Origin of the sequence: Alloalcanivorax venustensis (assembly GCF_047495515.1) — a bacterium.
GTDB classification, from domain to species: Bacteria; Pseudomonadota; Gammaproteobacteria; order Pseudomonadales; family Alcanivoracaceae; genus Alloalcanivorax; species Alloalcanivorax venustensis.
The window spans coordinates 3,155,112-3,173,504 of sequence record NZ_CP179934.1; the positions used below are offsets into that span (position 1 = coordinate 3,155,112).

An 18,393-nucleotide genomic window follows, 5' to 3' on the forward strand; every position below is an offset into this window, starting at 1 on the left:
AGCGATGCGCGGCAGCACGGAGAAAGTCACGGTTCATCCCCGCAGGTGCGGGGAACACGCGTTTTGCGCCAGCGTCAGCACGTCCTCGCCCGGTTCATCCCCGCAGGTGCGGGGAACACTCCGCTGTGTGCGTCTTGAACAGCCGGTCCACCGGTTCATCCCCGCAGGTGCGGGGAACACACCCGGTCGCTGTTGCCGTCGTGCCAGGTGTTCGGTTCATCCCCGCAGGTGCGGGGAACACTCCAAGTGTAGATGGTTGTTTTTACTAAAGAAAATGCAGGTAGAAAAATCCACCAATCACTTAGATCAATAAATGACCATATTTTAAAGGAGCGAAAACTGCGGAAGGAGGCCTACTCAGCAGGTAAGAAAGACACTAACCGCAGGCCGTCATGATCGATAGGAACGCGGCGGTTCTCGCCGCAGGTTTGGAAGTCGAACCCGGATTCCGTGTTGGTCGCCCAGCAAAGCGCGACGTTGCCGTCGTCGACCAACGCCTGTGCTTGCTCCCAGATCATCTCGCGAACCCGTTTACTGACATCGCCGACATAGACACCGGCGCGAATCTCCAGCAGCCAGACCGCCAGCCGGCCGCGCAGGCGCGGCGGCACATTCTCTGTAACGACCACTAGCATGCTCATGCCTAGCTCCGGTGACCGCTGTCGGCCATCGACTTAGGCTCAGGGATGGCGGGTGGTTGGCTATCCTCCGGTGGCGGAGGAGGCTCGGTGCCGCCGGCGGCCAGTACGTCTTCAATGGCGGGGATGATGCGTCTGAGCAGCTTGGTCTGTCGGAAAATATCCCGACAAGCAACACGCACAGCGCGATCCGGAGTGGCGGGCCGGGTAGCGGCGATGCGAAAAGCAGCCGGGACCACGGTATCGAACTTGAATAGGTCGGCGATATCGTAGACGAAGGAGAGTGGCTTCCCCGAGTGCACGAATCCAACCGCCGGTGCATAGCCCGCGGCTAAAACAGCCGCCTCGGTAACACCATACAGGCAGGCTGTGGCGGCGCTCAGGCATTGATTCGCCACGTCTGCTTTATCCCATTCCTTAGGGTCGTAACGTCGGCCTTGCCAGGGTACGCCATATTGCTTTGCCATCATCTGATAAGTCTTGCGAACCCGTGCGCCTTCGATACCCCGTAGCTGATCCACACTACGCCGCTCCGGGGCCGGCTCGCCGAAGCGTAGCTCGAACATTTTACGGACGACCTTCAGCCGTAAATCCGGATCCAGTGCCAAGTTAGCCTGGTAGAGCAGTTTATCGGAGCGAGCCCCGCCCGGCTGACCGCTGGCGTATAAGCGCACGCCAGCCTCGCCAACCCAGATCAGCAGCGTCCCAGTGACGGCAGCCAGCTTTACTGCCGCATGAGACACCCGTGTTCCCGGTTCCAGCATGATGCAGGCCACCGAACCCACGGGAATATGCATGCGCTCACCATTGACGTCATCCACCACGACGAAGGCGCCGTCTTTCACGTCAATACGGCCGTAAGACACAAACATCATGGAGACCCGCTCCTTCATTGGTATCGGCTTCAAGGGTATGAAGGGCATCGTTGGCTAGCCGCGCTTTACCATGAACAAGCCACAACCAAAGGCACGGCTTCGGCCAACGCCGTGAAACAGCGCATCCCGCAACCGGTCCGGATCGGTCACCGTCATCACACCTTCGTAATCCACCGAGGAGAAGCGGATCTCACGCTTTTTGCGCCGTAACTGGTGCTGGCGGTAGCCGCCAAGCTGAGGGGACGTGGTCAGCTCAAACCCCCAGTCCGTGCTGCGGGCCCGAAGCCATTGCTCCGCACTTTCGTCCATGGCACGGCGAATGCTCCAGGGGTCCACACCGCTCTCGTTTCGGAATCGCCACTTGGCGTCCATAAGTACATCATGGCGACGCCCTCTGGATCCCTCAGCCTCCTTACGAGTGACCGTGGGATTGGCACGCAGCCGAAACAGGAGCCGATCTCCCACCGCCAGGCGAGGATCGAAGCGTTTGGGCTCGCACTGTAAAAGCCCTGGCAGCGGGTCCGGCTTGAGCGACGACAAGACGTAGAAGAGAGGCAAGCCTCGAGGCCCCACCTCGGCATCGAGCTGCTCGTTCTCCATCTCTTGCCGGAACAAAAACGGGCGCGACTCGGCTTCCGGAAACAGGCGCCATAGTAATTGGTGGTTGGCATAGGCATCACCGGACAAAAGCTTCACCAGGGCGTGGCGATCCAGCCCCTGGGTAGCCACTCTGACTCGGGACAAGTACATCAGCTTTCCTCCCTGATCCGAGCGTGATGCTCCTGGCGGCTGCCGAATTGCCAGCGCTCACGGCTGATCACTTCATCCGTCGGTTGCCGAGTGTCCTGCACGGCAATGTCACCGGCATCGCCTTCCCAGTAAAAATCCACACTGTTTTGGAGATGGAGCCAGCGGCCCTGCTGGTCGCAGATGCGTGGCGGCACCGCCGCAAAGGCTTCACGAAGGCCATTCGCCTGGACTTTTTGCGGGGCCAGGGGCGCTGCCAGTGGGCAGGCTTTGCGGCCTAGATAAGGCATGAATACCGGGGAGCGCAAAGCGCCTCCCAGTTCGTCCAGGCTCCAATCGCTTTGTGCATTAAGCAGCACCGCCACTTGCCACAGTCCGTCCTGGCGGTATTCACGGCTGGAAAGCACCGTGTTGAGCTTGTCCTTCGGCACGGCCAATTCGTCCTTACGGGTGAAGTAGCGGGCCTTCTTGTCTCTACCGGGCACCTGCACGGTGTGGTAATCACGCATCAGGCGACCGGCACTGTGTTGCTTCACAGCAAACCGCACTGACGAGGCCAGCGCCTGCTGACCCGGTCCGTCGTCCCGGCGAATACCCAGGGCCGACGCCAGCAGGCCCAGCAAAGCGGCACGGCCCGGATGATCGGAGCTCGGGCGAGTCTCACCCACCGCCGGCGCCCCCCAACTGGCCAGAGGGCCATAAAGTTGGAAAATCAACGCTTCCATGGGCCCCTCCTAGTCGTTTTTGAGAAATGCCATCAACTCTTGGAAGCTGCCTTCACCGGCATGGGCGTTGAGACTGTATCGCTTATCGGCACAGTCGCCATACACCTGATCAAAGCGTCGCGCCTGCTCTTCCAGGCCGGCAATGGCCTCCGCCGCCTGATCCTGTCCCTGCACCGGCTTAAGAAACGCGACTGACAGCGAGCGTGGCTGTTGTGTACCCTTCTCCGCCATCACATAGGACGCATAAGCACGTGACCCAAAGCTGTTCTGTTTACCGGTTGGCGATACTTTGATAGCCGCTTCCGACAGAGCGGCAATGGCTTTATCCGCCAGTTCCGCATCGCCACGGAGATTATCGATCAGTTGATCCCGGTTGATGCACACATAGCTGTAAAACAGGCCGGCGGCAAAGCCGGTTTCGCCGATGTGAGCCGCGCCTCGGTCTTCATCGCCGCTATTGAGGTCATCTACGGCGGTGAAGTAGTCGTCCTCGATCACCACCGGATGCACGGTGATGGCATGGGCCACCTGGCAGGCGGCCTCCACGTTAAAAGCCGGATCATCCGCCAACATTCGGCCAAACAGCCCGATATCCGCCGCAGAGGGATTCTTTCTAAGTAAATTCAGTTCTTCATCTTTCGGGGCCCGCTTTTCTTCGATCAGGGCATCCGTGAGCGTATCCACGGCCTGACGCTCTTCCGGGCTGATATGAGCCAGTTGTGACAGCTCGACGCTGTCTTTTTCCAGCTTGCCGAACACATCGGCAATCTTCCCTGCCCAATCTTTTGCTTTGCCTTCGGCGACACCGCCATCTAGCAAGCGCTGCATGACTTCCAAGCCCAGCCGCTTAGTACGGATGCCCAGGTTGCCCGCCAGGGCTTCTTGAAACAGGTCAGAGGTTCTCCAATGCCGCTTGAGCGATTGTGAGGACACCCGCAGCCGCTCGGCACCGCCCATGAAAGCGGTCTTCGGTCTGCCTAAGTCATCCCGGTTCAGGTTGGCCGGCGGATAAGACGTGAGAAGGTGGAGTTGAATAAAAGTGCTCATGATTTCAGTCCTTTGTGTTTCTCTTTCTCAACTGTGGGTTTGTTTTTCGTAGGCGCTTACCGCCGTGAAATAGTCTGTCGCCCAGCGCACCGCCAGGCGATCCGTAGGCGGGGCGTTCTGGTTGTCCCTTTGCTCGTAAAACCAATGCATAATATTGTCCGACAGGGACAGCACCGGGGCGGTCTTGTTGATCAACGCCAGGGCACGACGCACACGCATCAGAAAATCATCGCCGCTACGGCTTTTTTGCAGCTGAGCGAAGCGTAGTTCGCTCATGTAGGGTCTGCCGGTTCGTTCCTTTTGCGCGCCGAGGCATTGAGCAAACGTGGCGCTCTCGTTCATTGGCTGTTGGCGTACTTCCGCCAGTGCCGCCGCAACGCAGGCCCAGGCAAGCATGTCCCGCTCCCGGCACTGTCCCGTTTCGAGCAGCGCCTGCCACAGGTTCCGAAATCCCTCGGTTAGAAGCACCGCATCCAAACTTTTGCTGCGACGTAATTCAGCGCGCGCACCGCGCTGATTAGCCTGTTGTGGAGCAGCTGACTTATTGTCGATCCCATGTAGACGTGCCCACCACGTAGCGACCACTTTCCGAACCTGGTCGTCTCTCAGGTAATAGAATTTCCTGCTCATGCGCTTTCCCCTTGTCTTTCCCTGGACGCTTTAGGCTGACCTTTTTCATCCAGGCGCCCAATCTTACGGAGATCTTTCGCCTCCCTACCGGTATGGAGTTTCTTCCGGAAGCCATTACGCGCCTTGGTGATGCGTTTCATATCAAGCTGTTCCGGTGGACCACTAAGGGCCAACTCATCGAACAGAGAGGCCGCTTGACGAGTCACGGTGCGATACCAACTTGCCGCCATTTCGGCGGGAAAACGTTGCGGGGGCGTATCACTCCTCAACAACTCCCCCAATTCCATCACGCGCTGATAAAACGCTTGCTCGGTGACTTGCCATAGGGATGCACCGATGTAGCTCACATCCCCCTTGGCATCCTTGGGCCGGCTGAACCAGGCCTCCTTGACCTGGGCTTGCAACAACCGAGCGCTACTGTCCGTCAGCTCAATCATCTGTCGCAGCCAGAGCTGCGCCAGAGCACGGGCATCCTCGTCCAGGGCCAGAAGCGGCATATGCGCGCCGTACCAACATCGAGCTTTCATGTTGTCCATGTCATAGCCGAACGCCCACAGGCCGGCGACCACCGGCAACGCGACATCCATGTCATCCGCTGTGTCACACTTGAGCGCATAGTCGAGTACCACCCGCGCAGGCAGAAAGCCTTTCTCCTTCTTGTCCTCCATGGTCAGCGCTTCCCAGTGCCGGTAGCCCAGTCCATCCGTCTGCGCTTTGCGCGAATAGGGCAATTGTTCCGGCTTCTTGGGGTCAAACCGATAGGGCGTCAGAGGGTGGGTCCAGGGGCCATCATAGTTAAAACCATAGTTCTTCGTGCGCAGCGACGAGACAGAGTATTCGCTATGCCGCCCACACAGATCACACTCACAGCTCGCCGACTCAATATTCAGTCGCATACGCCGAGGCATGGCCCAATACGAGTGCAAAGCGTGAACGTCGTCCGGATAAGTACCCTGGCCCTTGTCACTGATCTTGGTTTCCCCAAGCCAGGGAAAAACCTTGGCGTCGGAAGGGTTGGGCCTTTCGTAAGCCCAGTCCTCTGTATCCAGAACGTTGAGCCAAAGCCGATGCCAGAGAGAGCGGGTTGAGTCGGCGGGCATCACCAGAGTGGTGAGGGGGCCACCGCCTCGCAACCCGGTCCTGTGACCTTTGCCGCCGGACGGAGCATTAATTTGCAAGGTGAACAATGCTATAGCGGCGCAGTCCAGGCACAGATGCTCTACCCGGCCCGCTTTAACGAAATGATCGGTGTTATTCTTGACGGTAGAGGCGCCCGGGGAGTCAATAAGCAAGGCGGCAATATCCGTCGCTTTCTCTTCCGCTAATGCATCACGATCTTGCATGAACGCCGGGCTACCACTGTCCAGCACAAATGCTGGCGCCCACTTTTCCAGCATTTCAAGGCAGGCCTTCGCGGAGGGCGGCGTTTGATACCACGCCACCCACTCGCTCTTGTCCTCCGGTGCCATCGCCGTTTGCAGCAGGCCAACCAGAAATTGGTAGGCCGCGCCCTGAAAATCCGCGCGCGGCAAAGCCAAATCGACAATGTCAGGGTCCACCATGGCGGTGACAGGAAGAAATTCCTGGCTACCGTCGCGGCGCTTGAATGGCAGCCATGGACTGGTTAGCAAATTCATGTGCGACTCCTTTTTGAAATAGTGCCCATCCCTGGGCACCTTTGTTACTTCCGGGGCTTCCTGCCGGACTTGGCTTTACCACCTATGCGGATGGGCCATGCTTTGTACCCATAATCACGGGCATCCAACACTTCACCCTTTCGGGTGATATATCGCCTGAAAATCACTTGTGGCTTTTTACTGGCCATGTCCCTCACCTCCTTAGAAACAGAGTTTCGCTCCAACCGCGACAGGCATTGCCAGAAAAGCGCTTAAGAACTACCCTTCCGGTGCTACCAACGCGCGCTGCGGTAACGCACCTGTTCCCAGCGCGTTTTTATGGAGCAAGGAAATATTAAAGGTTTTAGCTGTTGCATTTCAAGCCCCGTCCTTTACATGCTAAACTTGCGATCTCTTCCTCAAGCACTTGGGGATGAACCTGTTTTTGCTGTTGCCAGTAAAAACAGTCACTTACGTTCCCCGCGCTAGCGGGGCTTCTTGTGCAAGCCAAGGACGGCGCTGTAAGCGATTTCCCCAACCCCGGCATCAGCCAACCACAACTGGCTGAACTTCAAGCCTGGAAAGCGTTCCACCAGCGCATCGCGCTGAGCCGCTAGCGGCTGCGGCCAGTCGGGCAGACGTCTTGCGAGGGATTCGCGGGCTTGCAGTTGGCTTCGCTCCCAGGAAAACGGCCCCGCGTCGACCCAGGGCTTCAAGGCACCATCCTCATCTTGACGTACCAAGGTGACGGTGATGCTGGGCTCCTCGTTCAGACGGGTACCGATGTCGAGATGCAGGTCATCCATCCAGCCATGGCTAGCCTGGGTGCTGTAGCCCTGGTCCATTTTCAAACGGTTGAAGCCCGCCATGGCTCGGCGGCTGCTGCGCTCGCCTTCCTGATCCAGATGGCGTTGTTGCAACCCTTCGGGAATCCAGGACTCAGCGTCTTCACCGAACACGGATTCGATCAAGTGACGGGCGCGACCGGGCATATCAATGCCGCCCTCATCGAGCAGGGTCCGCAGGGTTAGCCAGAGCTGGCCGTGGTCGCGGTATACGGCACCGGTCCCCGGCAAATGGGCGGAAAGCCAGTCAGAGGCCGGCCGGCTTTCATACGGCGGCGTGAACAGATGCAGCACCGGCGATGGGCGCTGATCGTCAGTATCCACGGGATTGCCGCTGCCATCCCGGCGATGTCGGTGCAGACGCCCGGCGCGCTGAATCAGCAAGTCCATGGGCGCCAGGTCGCTGATCATCTGATCGAAGTCCAGGTCCAGGGATTGCTCCACCACCTGGGTGCTAATCAGAATCCAGCCGGCGCGGGTTTCGGCAGTGGACGTCTTGCCGAACCGTTCCAGTGCCGCTTGTTCTATGGTCTGGCGGTCCGCTATGACAAAGCGACTGTGAAAAAGCACGACTTTGTCCGGGTCCGGCGCCCGTTCGCGGAGAGCCTGGTACGCCCAGATGGCATCGTCCACGGTGTTGCGTATCCAGCAACCGCACTGGCCGCTCTCTGCCGTATCCAGCAGATGCTCGATCACCGCCTTCGGTTTGCTGAACATTTCCACCGCCACCCGGCGAATCACGCTGTCACGGGTGGCGAGAGGCGTCTGCTCCAGGCTCTGATCGGTAACCCGGGTGGCCAGCGGGAAAGATGGCTGTTCTTCCACGACCTCCGCAGCCAGGCCCCGGCCTTTTTGGTAAGCCGCAACCAGGTTGCGCTTCATGGAGTGGGGCAAGGTAGCGGTAAGCAAAATGGCGCTGCCGCCCTGTTGGGCGTGGGCCTGCAGGACGGCTTCCAGTAATCCGGCCATGTAGTCGTCACAGGCGTGGACTTCATCCACCACCAGCACCTTGTTGGCCAGACCAATCAAACGCAGGGTCTGGTGCTTGAATGGCAACACCGCCATCAGGGCCTGATCCACGGTGCCCACGCCGACATCCGCCAACAAAGCCTTCTTGCGCGAATCGGCGAACCATTGATTACAGGCAGCGGATGCCGTTTGCTCGCCGTCGCCATAAGCATGATCCCGCGCCTGCTCGGACACCACCGAGTGAGCGAAGTCAGTGTTCAGGTGACGCGCCCCATGGGCGAGTACCAGATTGGGCACCTGTTGTTCGTCGAACCAGCGACGGTAGATATCAGCCACGCGCCCATACATGGCGTTGGAGGTGGCCATGGTGGGCAAACCGAAATACACACCCCGCGCCTGGCCGTGCTCCAGAAGACGATGCACTAATGTCATGGCGGCTTCGGTCTTCCCGGCGCCGGTAACGTCTTCCAGAACAAACAATTGCGGGCCGGGCCGCCAGGGCAGATCCTGCGCCCACTGCTGCAACGGCGTCGGCTCAAAACCAAAGAAACGTCGTACTCCCGGAAAGGAAGACGGGGCAAGCGGCGCGCCAAAACCCAGTGCTGCCAGCGCCAGCTCAGCCCTGGGCAGCGCGCTGCCCTGCCAGTAATCACCCAGCGCCTGCGGCGTGGCCTGATAGGGGAATACGGACTGATCAGACCCCAGCCAGTCCGCCAACACCGCGAAACCCGCCAGATGCCAGGTCAGCCTTCTGAACTGCTTGAGCCAATTCCTATCCTGTACAAGCTGCTCAGGCCACTGCGGACGAAGCCAGCTCGCGACTTCGCATGTATATTCCCACGCGGCCTGATGGTCTTCGGAAAACCCCGGCGACGGTGTCCTATTGTTTCCGGCGTCCACCGGCTTGCCGTGGTGCCCGAATGCCATGCCCAACAAGACACGTAGAAAGCTTTTGGCATCACTGCCCGACGCACTCCATCCCCAGGCTCGCAGCCCCTCTCGCTTGAGTTCGTCTTTCAAGAAGGCTTTTAGGAACACGGCGCCCGCTTCACTGTGATGGGGCCATTCCGCCGTACCGTAAGCCAGGGAGGCATCTGGCTTAACCAGTTCCGGCAAGTCCGGGTCGGCCAGGGACTGAAACGCCCGAGCAAATTTACCCAAGTCATGCAGAGCCAGGCTGAATACAAACAGGGACCGTAGTTGTTCCGGCTCCAGCGACATCGCTGAGGCCAGTTCTTGGCAGCGAGCCGTATGCGGCGCCAGTAAGTGATAACCCACCGCCGCCACATCCAGACTGTGGAATGGCAGCAGGTGACAAGGATTCTCACCGTTCTGGTCTCCGCTCGGCTTCGCCTTCCCCCAGTAACGGAAGAAGCACGGTGCATCTTTCCAGTCCAAGTTCACGCCTCAATGTCCGTTGGTCGACAGCAACGTAGCACTCCCTCTGCCCACCAAACGGCATCACTGGATATCCTGCCAGTATTGTGGCTACAATATCGCAAATGTAGCCACAAGAGGGCTCTGTCAATGGATGTCTCGGTACGCGACCTTAAAAACCATCTGTCCGAATACTTGCGCCGAGTACAGGCAGGCGAGGACATCCGGGTTACCTCCCGTGGCCGCGTTATCGCGCGCCTGTCAGGTGATACCCAAGAAGCCGGCGACGAGTCAGACCAAGCGTTCATTGAGCGGCTTGAGTCGCAAACCTGGGTGAACCCCGCCACGACGCCCGGCGAGAAACCGCGCGGTGTTCGGCACCCCGCGCCGGCCCGGCCCGGCACCCCTAGCAGTGACGACCTGATTGATTGGGTACGCGAATGATCGTGTATCTGGACACGTCCGCGTTCTTGAAGCTGTACCTCGACGAAGATGGCGGCGACCGGACTCGGGAGGCGATCGATAAGGCGGGCGTAATCTGTACGCATCTGATCACCTACGTCGAAATGCGGGCGGCTCTGGCCAGAGCCCACAGGATGCAGCGCATCACCGACGCGGAACTGATCCAGTATCAAGAGCAATTTGAGCGGGACTGGATCACGGTGCGCACCGTCAATATCGACATACCCATGGTCCGCCGCGCCGGAGAACTGGCCGCCCGCCACGGGCTGCGTGGGTACGACAGTGTTCACTTGGCCGGTGCGGACCGGGTAAGAAGCATTAAACCGATACGCAAACCCATGATCTTCGCCGCTTTTGATAAAAAGCTTCTCGCGGCGGCCCAAGAGCTGGGCCTGTCCTCGTTGTAGCCCCATTTCATAGCCATCGCCCCTACTTATATACGTTCAAAGCGCGATCTAAGCGATCACGCACCCCCTCTCGTAACGCCTTCGGGCCCAACACCTCCACATCCGGACCGTAACGGAGCACCTCCATAGTCAGCTCGGTCGGGTCGGAATACGGTATTCGCAGGTGGTAACCGTCATCCCGCCACTCGCCTGCCTGATCCGGATGCCAGCATTCATCGGCCACCCAGCGCGCCGCCCGAGGCGAAAAGCGCAGGTGTGCCTCGGCAGCAGGCTCACCGGAAAACAGCCCGAAACTGTCGTCCATGAACTGATCCAATCGGTCCACGGAAACCTCACGGGCAGGCTCATCCGAGACCTCAAACGCGACAATCCGGTCCAAGGAAAACAGCCGTAAATCACACGCCTGCTCGCAATCGGCAAGCAGATACCAGTTATGCCGGTAATGCAGCAACCGCTGGGGATGCACGGTCCGCTCACCGTGGTGGTCACGGCTGCGTGGCATATAACGAATGATGAGACGCTTGCTAGCCAGGGTGGCATCGGCAGCGGAAATAAAGATGTGGTTGGCTACCGCACGCTGCTGTACGGCTTGCAGCCGCACTTTGTCGCTCAAACGCTCGGCGTGATCGCCCGCATCACCCAGCAAACGACGAACCCGCTGGCGCAAGGGCGTGAGCCGGTGGCCCATCAAACCAGGTTGCACGGATTCGAGTAGCTGCTCGCAGGCCAGCAGCGCGTATAGCTCGCTGGCGTTCATCCAGAAACCGGGCAGCTCGAATTCCGGGGCTTCCGGGTCGTAGTGGTGGCCGTTGCGTTCACGATCGTAGACGATGGGCGCACCGAAGAAGTCCCGTAGATACTGAAAATCCTGGGTGACGGTATTACGAGTTATCCCCAATTCTTCGGTAAAACGCCGCATGGGTACGGGACGCCGAGCGTGACGCAACATGCCGTGAATGCGATAAAAGCGTTCAAGGCGGGTCACGGCAAATCCTTATGCGTTTTTTATTAGTGGTTTGACTCTAGCTCTTTGTGACTTATGTCACAACTCCCCTGCGGACTGATCTATTCCTGGATCAGCGGGGCGAATTTCATATAATAGCGGCGGCTTGCGCATGTGCCGCCCCCGGCATTAGGGCCACCAGGTGCGCACGCTGCCCACGGGAGCCGGCCCGTGGGGTCTCTTTCGAGCGCTGGGCCAGCAAGAACCAGCAGCGTAATCCCTCCGATCTTTCTCGGCCACCGACTCAGCCTGAGTCTTTTTCTGCTCTCCCAAGAAACCAAAAGCCCGCCGAAGAGACGGGCCAGGTGGCGCTGATAATCCGATCTACCGGCGCAATCTAATGTGCTGTGACGTGCATTCAGCGGTCGACACCGTACCGGTGAAGGAATTGAACTTCACGGCGCACTTTTCGACGTTAACGCCATTATCCCCATCGCTGGAAATGTTCGTGACATAGGGTCCAGCAGTGCTACAACCAGCCAAAACAGCGCACGACGCCAGGGCAAGCAACATCCCCCTCATTGCATCCTCCTTTCGTTTATTGATGTATCGGCTCTATGGCCGCGCGCCAGTGTAAAGGTGCGAACCGGGCTACGAAAGGTCTGCTATATCGCCACGGCTCGCCCTTACTACCCCGCAAGTGCGGGGAACAGATCCGCCTGCGGCCGCTCACTGACGGCATCGACGGTTTATCCCCGCAGGTGCAGGGAACAGTCCTCTCAGGAGTTGTGCGAGGGCTTGTAGTCCGGTTTATCCCCGCAGATGTGGGGAACAGACCCGCGACCGGGCGTTTATCCGCCGGATGTTCGGTTCATCCCCGCAGGTGCAGGGAACAGACCAGCGCCGGCCTCACCAACAACCCCAACCTCGGTTTATCCCCGCCCGCGCGGGGAACAGGGCCAGCTTTTGATCAGGCGCGGCTCGTATTTCGGTTTATCCCCGCCCGTGCGGGGAACAGATGCCCGCCGAGACCAGCACGGCCTCGGACACCGGTTTATCCCCGCCCGTGCGGGGAACAGATCTGCGCGATGAGCTGCTGGTGGAGAATCCGCGGTTTATCCCCGCCTGTGCGGGGAACAGACTGTAATCACCATCAATCTGGACCTGATCGGCGGTTTATCCCCGCCTGTGCGGGGAACAGCGCCACATCACCGCCCGGGCGATCGCCGCCGGCGGTTTATCCCCGCCTGTGCGGGGAACAGTGCATGTGGCTCACGGGGCGGAAGTGGTGGCACGGTTTATCCCCGCCTGTGCGGGGAACAGCCCACAGGAACCCACCCCGACCGGTCATGTACCGGTTTATCCCCGCCCGTGCGGGGAACAGGCTAGTGGCGCGCGGGCGTCAGGATCAGGCATACGGTTTATCCCCGCCCGTGCGGGGAACAGAACCGGTGGGATCTGAAAAGCTACCCGGGCGGCGGTTTATCCCCGCCCGTGCGGGGAACAGAGCTTTTGCCTGCGCCTCCTGGCGGGCGGTTTCGGTTTATCCCCGCCCGTGCGGGGAACAGCTCGCGGCGGTACTCGCTATACCGAAATCATCCGGTTTATCCCCGCCCGTGCGGGGAACAGCGGATCCAGTAGTAGGTCAGCGAGCCCACCACCGGTTTATCCCCGCCCGTGCGGGGAACAGCAAGTAACACCGGCTGGCGGAGCGGAGTCCTCCGGTTTATCCCCGCCCGTGCGGGGAACAGACCACGCCGCAGACGCTCCAGTCGCCGTCTATCGGTTTATCCCCGCCCGTGCGGGGAACAGCATCGCGTAGGCCTGTTCGGCGGTGCCAAATCCGGTTTATCCCCGCCCGTGCGGGGAACAGTCGGCGCAGTTGTTGTGGTAGATGCAGAGGGTCGGTTTATCCCCGCCCGTGCGGGGAACAGGCGTCACCACGCAACAGGGCGGTGACGTTGAACGGTTTATCCCCGCCCGTGCGGGGAACAGGATTCGGCCTGATGATTGAGCGCGGAAAACCGCGGTTTATCCCCGCCCGTGCGGGGAACAGGCTGATCTGTTGTTTTGCGGGGTCCGCCCCGCCGGTTTATCCCCGCCCGTGCGGGGAACAGAGAACCGACAGAGCGATGGTGATCATGCGTGACGGTTTATCCCCGCCCGTGCGGGGAACAGGCACCCGTATGCACGGTATCTGAACCGCGAACCGGTTTATCCCCGCCCGTGCGGGGAACAGGTTAGGCTCGATCCACGATGTGGCTACCGTGCCGGTTTATCCCCGCCCGTGCGGGGAACAGCGGGGGCCAGCAACAGCACCTGCGTCCGGCCACGGTTTATCCCCGCCCGTGCGGGGAACAGTTCCGGCTGCCGCTCGGCCCGCTGTCCCTCTACGGTTTATCCCCGCCCGTGCGGGGAACAGTCGCGGCTCATCTCGATGAGCGTCACGAGCATCGGTTTATCCCCGCCCGTGCGGGGAACAGCGCTTCAAGCCCTCGAAACTGTTGACCGACCACGGTTTATCCCCGCCCGTGCGGGGAACAGGAAGGCCGCGCGCGGGTCGACCGCCTCGGCCTCCGGTTTATCCCCGCCCGTGCGGGGAACAGTTCAGCGGCCTCAGCGCGCGCGTCGAGTTCCGCGGTTTATCCCCGCCCGTGCGGGGAACAGGCGCTCGGTTTTATCCAGCACGAACCAGCCGGCGGTTTATCCCCGCCCGTGCGGGGAACAGGTCCTCTACCGCCTGGCGTGTCGACGTGCTGACGGTTTATCCCCGCCCGTGCGGGGAACAGGGGCGTCTGCGCGACGAACGGCGGCGCCTGGGCCGGTTTATCCCCGCCCGTGCGGGGAACAGGCCGCGATAATTACCTTTAGTAACCACAAGGTCGGTTTATCCCCGCCCGTGCGGGGAACAGGGAAGTACCGGGAAGGCTGCCATCCTGGAAGGCGGTTTATCCCCGCCCGTGCGGGGAACAGGCGTTGTACCAATCCGCCCCCACCTGGTAGTGCGGTTTATCCCCGCCCGTGCGGGGAACAGAATACACACTGAAGGAGACCGAGTATGAACGTCGGTTTATCCCCGCCCGTGCGGGGAACAGCTGACCAAGGGTCGGATGCCGCTGTTGGCAGACGGTTTATCCCCGCCCGTGCGGGGAACAGGAAGGTGTCGCTCTCCCCAAGATCATCACCGACGGTTTATCCCCGCCCGTGCGGGGAACAGGGCTTCCCGGAGCGATCCGCCCGCGCCAGCTGCGGTTTATCCCCGCCCGTGCGGGGAACAGTTGCGCGCCAATTCCTGGGACTCGTAGGCGCGCGGTTTATCCCCGCCCGTGCGGGGAACAGGGGTTACCCTGACGGGTACCCCTTCCGTGCTGCGGTTTATCCCCGCCCGTGCGGGGAACAGATTCAGGCGATGACGCAGGGTTAAAGCCGACGCGGTTTATCCCCGCCCGTGCGGGGAACAGACGCCGGCCACGGTATGCCGGCGCCGCGCCTTCGGTTTATCCCCGCCCGTGCGGGGAACAGGGTGACCGAAAGCCAGGAGGAGCTGAACGACACGGTTTATCCCCGCCCGTGCGGGGAACAGACTCGCTGCTCATAGTCGCAGCCTCCACAATACGGTTTATCCCCGCCCGTGCGGGGAACAGTTGGAAGAACGCGGTCTTTTCGGGACCGTTCACGGTTTATCCCCGCCCGTGCGGGGAACAGCTGCCGGTTCCGGGACAGCACCCGGCGCCATACGGTTTATCCCCGCCCGTGCGGGGAACAGCGGGAAATGTGGGAGGCCGGCGAGGTCGCCGCCGGTTTATCCCCGCCCGTGCGGGGAACAGCCGCCGGCCACGGTGAATTTTACCGCCTACCGCGGTTTATCCCCGCCCGTGCGGGGAACAGGTCAGAACCCCGGACCCCGGAAGGAGCTTCGCCGGTTTATCCCCGCCCGTGCGGGGAACAGAAGCCCGCCTCCCGCAGGATGGCCAGGTCGGTCGGTTTATCCCCGCCCGTGCGGGGAACAGTAACAAGTTCAACGCCTGGATTATGAACCGCACGGTTTATCCCCGCCCGTGCGGGGAACAGAGGGTTCTCGATGGGAAGGGATAGCGCCGCCTCGGTTTATCCCCGCCCGTGCGGGGAACAGGAGATCGAACAGCGGCCCTTTCAGCCCAGGCGCGGTTTATCCCCGCCCGTGCGGGGAACAGAAAAAGCCCGCCGGGTGGCGGGCTTCGTGACGCGGTTTATCCCCGCCCGTGCGGGGAACAGGCATCACTCCACCTCCAAGACGAACGATTGGGCGGTTTATCCCCGCCCGTGCGGGGAACAGTGCTGGCCGAGGGACTTGCGCTGTTCCTTTTCCGGTTTATCCCCGCCCGTGCGGGGAACAGTACACTCAACCCGCAGGTGTTCCTCCACCAGACGGTTTATCCCCGCCCGTGCGGGGAACAGGACCCGTCCAGAAGAACAACAGCTCCGGCGTGCGGTTTATCCCCGCCCGTGCGGGGAACAGCATGCCAATGGCGGTATCGTAGTGTGTCGCCTCGGTTTATCCCCGCCCGTGCGGGGAACAGGATGTACGGCTCCATCGAGCGACGAATGACGCCGGTTTATCCCCGCCCGTGCGGGGAACAGTCTAAATGTACATGATTGTTTTATAAGGAAAAATCGGGAGCGAGATTTTCCACCAAACATCCTGTACGAATTTTGACCGCATTTTTAAAGAGCATCTAACTCGTATCTCAGTGCAGTCAATGTTCTTTTGCAACCACAGACAGGTTGCGAGCCCATTAGATTGGTTCGGTCGGTCGCTTGAAATCCACCACGCTATTTCGGAGTACCTCAAGAGGAGAGCGCTGATTCCTGCGGCACCTGCGAACCTCCACAACGGGCCTGCCCTGGTCGGTCACCACCACGGTTAAACCGGATTCCTCAATCTTACGAAACAACTCCGAGGCCCGGCTCTTGAACTGTGACTTTGTCACCTGTTGAACATCCATTGCTCTACTCACTCCTGTTTGTATCTCGACGCGTTACACGATACAGTTGAGCCGCATTGATAGGGGAAGTCAATGATTAAGAGTTTTCACCATAAGGGACTGAAGAAGTTTCTTTACCACCGGCAGCACAGTCGGTATTCAGGCAAACCATGCCCCGAAGCTCCGCCGCCAACTGGCCCGACTCAACGTCTGTGCGTCGCCGAAGGAGATGGATTCTCCAGGATGGGGGTTCACTCGCTGAAAGGTGCCTTAGCCGGTCATTACGCCGTCTCGATCAGTGGTAACTGGCGGCTAACCTTTAAATTCGAGGACGGCGACGCCATCCTCGTTGACTATCAGGACTACCATTAGGAGGTCACCATGGATATGTTCAATCCTCCCCACCCCGGAGAAACCCTGCGTGAGGATGTTCTTCCAGCCCTGGGCCTCAGCGTTACCGAGGCGGCCCGTCAGCTTGGCGTGTCCCGGGTGGCCTTATCTCGCGTCCTCAACGGCAAAGCAGCCGTTTCCATTGATCTGGCCCGGCGCCTTGAGATCTGGCTCGGCGGCCCGAAGCGTGGCGCCCGGGCAGAAACGTGGCTTCATGAGCAGATGCAGCACGATCTTTGGAAAGCCCGCCAGCAAGGGGAGCCCGAGGACATTCGCACTGCGGTGTAGACGGTACCGGCACAAACAAAAAAGGCGAACCCTCGGGTTCGCCTTTTTGGTGCCCGGCAACGAGAACGCTGCCGGGCTCTTCTCAACAGTGTCGCTTAGAACTGGTAGTTCAACTGCGCGCCGATGACGTTGGCGTCCAGCTCGTAGGTGCCGTCGAGAACGGCGCCACGGCTGTTTTTAGAGATGTCGGCGTCGTCCACGAAGATGTGCGCGTAGGCGACATCGATGCTGAGGTTGTCGGCAGGCTTGAAGCCGGCGCCGATGGTGGCCCAGATGCGGTCCGAGTCCGGAGAGATGGCGGAGCGGTTGTCACTGCTCTGGGTGGACTCTTCCTTGGCCAGGCCGAAGCGCAGCACGGTGTCGTTCTGCAGGGTGTGCCGCACGCCCGCGGAGTAGCGGTTCGTATCTTCCCAACCAAACTCTTCAACACTATCGAAAGCAAGAGCGTCCGACTCCACGACCAACCGATCCAGACTGCTCCATTCCATGCGTTCCACACCCAACAGCAGCTGGGTATTTCCTGTCAGCTCCCCAACGTAAGAGAGCTGCCATGACGCTGGCAGATCCAGTGATGCTGTACCGTCATAAGACCCTGGGGCTACAGGATTCCCATTTAAAGTCGATGCCGTAGCGCCTGCCTGCGTATACGTGATGTCACCATCAACGTCATAACGCATCTCTGACCGATAGGCCACGCCGAAGTGGTTGTAGTCGTCCGGGCTGTAGGTCAGGCCAACGTTCCAGCCAAAGGCGTCGTCGTCGCCTTCCAGACGGGTGGCGGAGTTCTCGATATCAGCGTCAATCTGCTGGTAGTTCAGGCCGACGCCGAGACGCAGGTCATCGGAGATTTGGACGCCAACCGCTGGGTTGATGTTGAGGGTTTGTACATCGGACGTCTGAGCATAGGGGTCGCCCGTCGTCGGGAAAAGACCGGCTGTGAGACCGCCATTGACGTTACCCCAGTTGTCTTCGTATTCGATCTTGGTGCCGTAGGGGGCGTTGATGCCCAGGCCGAAGGTCACGCGGTCGTTGAACGGCAGGGCCAGGAAGGCGCTGCCAACGAACGGCTCCACGTCTTCGAAATCACCGGGGCCGGAGGCGCCGTTGGCTTCAAAGGTGGTGTCGATCCACACCTGGTGGGCGGCGATGGACACCTCGGCGGTGTTCAGGCCGGCCAGGGTGGCAGGGTTGTACCATTGGTTGGTGGCGTCCTCGCTGAGTACCGCGGAGCCGGCATAGGCGGTGCCCATGGCGGATACGGACTGATAAGACACGCCAAAACCTGAAGCGGCGGCGGTACCGGATGCCAGTGACAGCACGGAACCGGCGATCAATGCGCCTCTTATTTTCATAATGTTCTCCATCAAATCGAGCCTAAAACGGTGCCCTGCCCCGTCATTCCGCTGGCGCGGGGCACCATAAAATTACCGGGTTTTACACCGGTGGCGTAAGAATAAACTCGCACCCCGG

14 protein-coding genes and 2 CRISPR repeat arrays (1 of these 16 cut by a window edge) are annotated in these 18,393 nt (G+C 60.2%); of the genes, 4 read left to right on the forward strand and 10 right to left on the reverse strand.

Features of this window, described 5'->3' with window-relative positions; all coding sequences use genetic code 11:
- Positions 1 to 241: a CRISPR direct-repeat array (repeat unit 29 nt; unit sequence CGGTTCATCCCCGCAGGTGCGGGGAACAC) (it extends 3,154 nt beyond the left edge of the window).
- A 112-nt stretch (positions 242 to 353) separates the two neighbouring features.
- The 8 genes from cas2e to cas3 all read right to left on the reverse strand — a co-directional run bounded on the left by cas2e (position 354) and on the right by cas3 (position 9,490).
- The gene (gene cas2e, locus ACMG4O_RS14790; RefSeq protein ID WP_194855081.1) at positions 354 to 641 is read right to left on the reverse strand and encodes a type I-E CRISPR-associated endoribonuclease Cas2e; all 288 of its coding nucleotides are present in this window, start codon (positions 639 to 641) and stop codon (positions 354 to 356) included.
- A 2-nt stretch (positions 642 to 643) separates the two neighbouring features.
- Positions 644 to 1,561, reverse strand: a complete 918-nt coding sequence (gene cas1e / locus ACMG4O_RS14795; protein WP_414434069.1) for a type I-E CRISPR-associated endonuclease Cas1e — start codon at positions 1,559 to 1,561, stop codon at positions 644 to 646.
- Positions 1,562 to 1,567: 6 nt separating this feature from the next.
- Positions 1,568 to 2,263 carry a type I-E CRISPR-associated protein Cas6/Cse3/CasE gene (gene cas6e / locus ACMG4O_RS14800; protein WP_414434070.1) on the reverse strand — a complete coding sequence of 232 codons (696 nt, stop codon included), beginning with the start codon at positions 2,261 to 2,263 and terminating at the stop codon, positions 1,568 to 1,570.
- Complete coding sequence (cas5e, locus tag ACMG4O_RS14805; RefSeq protein WP_194855078.1) at positions 2,263 to 2,985, reverse strand: type I-E CRISPR-associated protein Cas5/CasD; 723 nt, start codon at positions 2,983 to 2,985, stop codon at positions 2,263 to 2,265. Before cas5e ends, cas6e begins: the two co-directional genes overlap by 1 nt.
- 9 nt (positions 2,986 to 2,994) lie before the next feature.
- Positions 2,995 to 4,032 (reverse strand): type I-E CRISPR-associated protein Cas7/Cse4/CasC, encoded by a 1,038-nt coding sequence (gene cas7e, locus ACMG4O_RS14810; protein WP_414434071.1) that lies wholly within the window; start codon positions 4,030 to 4,032, stop codon positions 2,995 to 2,997.
- A gap of 27 nt (positions 4,033 to 4,059) precedes the next feature.
- A complete protein-coding gene (casB, locus tag ACMG4O_RS14815; RefSeq protein WP_414434072.1) occupies positions 4,060 to 4,662 on the reverse strand; it encodes a type I-E CRISPR-associated protein Cse2/CasB in 603 nt (200 codons plus the stop codon).
- Entirely contained in the window at positions 4,659 to 6,299 is a 1,641-nt protein-coding gene (casA, locus tag ACMG4O_RS14820) for a type I-E CRISPR-associated protein Cse1/CasA (RefSeq protein WP_414434073.1), read from the reverse strand. The genes casB and casA overlap by 4 nt, the downstream gene beginning before the upstream one ends.
- 464 nt (positions 6,300 to 6,763) lie before the next feature.
- A complete protein-coding gene (cas3, locus tag ACMG4O_RS14825) occupies positions 6,764 to 9,490 on the reverse strand; it encodes a CRISPR-associated helicase Cas3' (RefSeq protein ID WP_414434074.1) in 2,727 nt (908 codons plus the stop codon).
- Between the two features lie 129 nt (positions 9,491 to 9,619).
- On the opposite strand from cas3, the gene ACMG4O_RS14830 reads away from it, so the two are divergent.
- Positions 9,620 to 9,913 carry a type II toxin-antitoxin system Phd/YefM family antitoxin gene (locus ACMG4O_RS14830; protein WP_414434075.1) on the forward strand — a complete coding sequence of 98 codons (294 nt, stop codon included), beginning with the start codon at positions 9,620 to 9,622 and terminating at the stop codon, positions 9,911 to 9,913.
- Positions 9,910 to 10,338, forward strand: a complete 429-nt coding sequence (locus ACMG4O_RS14835; RefSeq protein WP_194855072.1) for a type II toxin-antitoxin system VapC family toxin — start codon at positions 9,910 to 9,912, stop codon at positions 10,336 to 10,338. Before ACMG4O_RS14830 ends, ACMG4O_RS14835 begins: the two co-directional genes overlap by 4 nt.
- A 22-nt stretch (positions 10,339 to 10,360) precedes the next feature.
- Here the strand turns inward: ACMG4O_RS14835 and ACMG4O_RS14840 are convergent, their stop codons facing one another.
- Positions 10,361 to 11,323, reverse strand: coding sequence for a helix-turn-helix transcriptional regulator (locus tag ACMG4O_RS14840; RefSeq protein ID WP_414434076.1), 963 nt, complete (start codon positions 11,321 to 11,323; stop codon positions 10,361 to 10,363).
- Positions 11,324 to 12,026: 703 nt separating this feature from the next.
- Positions 12,027 to 15,901: a CRISPR direct-repeat array (repeat unit 29 nt; unit sequence CGGTTTATCCCCGCCCGTGCGGGGAACAG).
- A 587-nt stretch (positions 15,902 to 16,488) separates the two neighbouring features.
- Between ACMG4O_RS14840 and ACMG4O_RS14845 the strand changes: the two genes are divergently transcribed.
- Positions 16,489 to 16,617 (forward strand): type II toxin-antitoxin system RelE/ParE family toxin, encoded by a 129-nt coding sequence (locus tag ACMG4O_RS14845; RefSeq protein WP_414434867.1) that lies wholly within the window; start codon positions 16,489 to 16,491, stop codon positions 16,615 to 16,617.
- A 9-nt stretch (positions 16,618 to 16,626) separates the two neighbouring features.
- Complete coding sequence (locus tag ACMG4O_RS14850) at positions 16,627 to 16,923, forward strand: HigA family addiction module antitoxin (protein WP_194855070.1); 297 nt, start codon at positions 16,627 to 16,629, stop codon at positions 16,921 to 16,923.
- A gap of 95 nt (positions 16,924 to 17,018) precedes the next feature.
- On the opposite strand, the gene ACMG4O_RS14855 is transcribed toward ACMG4O_RS14850, so the two are convergent.
- Complete coding sequence (locus tag ACMG4O_RS14855; RefSeq protein ID WP_414434077.1) at positions 17,019 to 18,287, reverse strand: OmpP1/FadL family transporter; 1,269 nt, start codon at positions 18,285 to 18,287, stop codon at positions 17,019 to 17,021.
- Positions 18,288 to 18,393 lie beyond the last annotated feature (106 nt).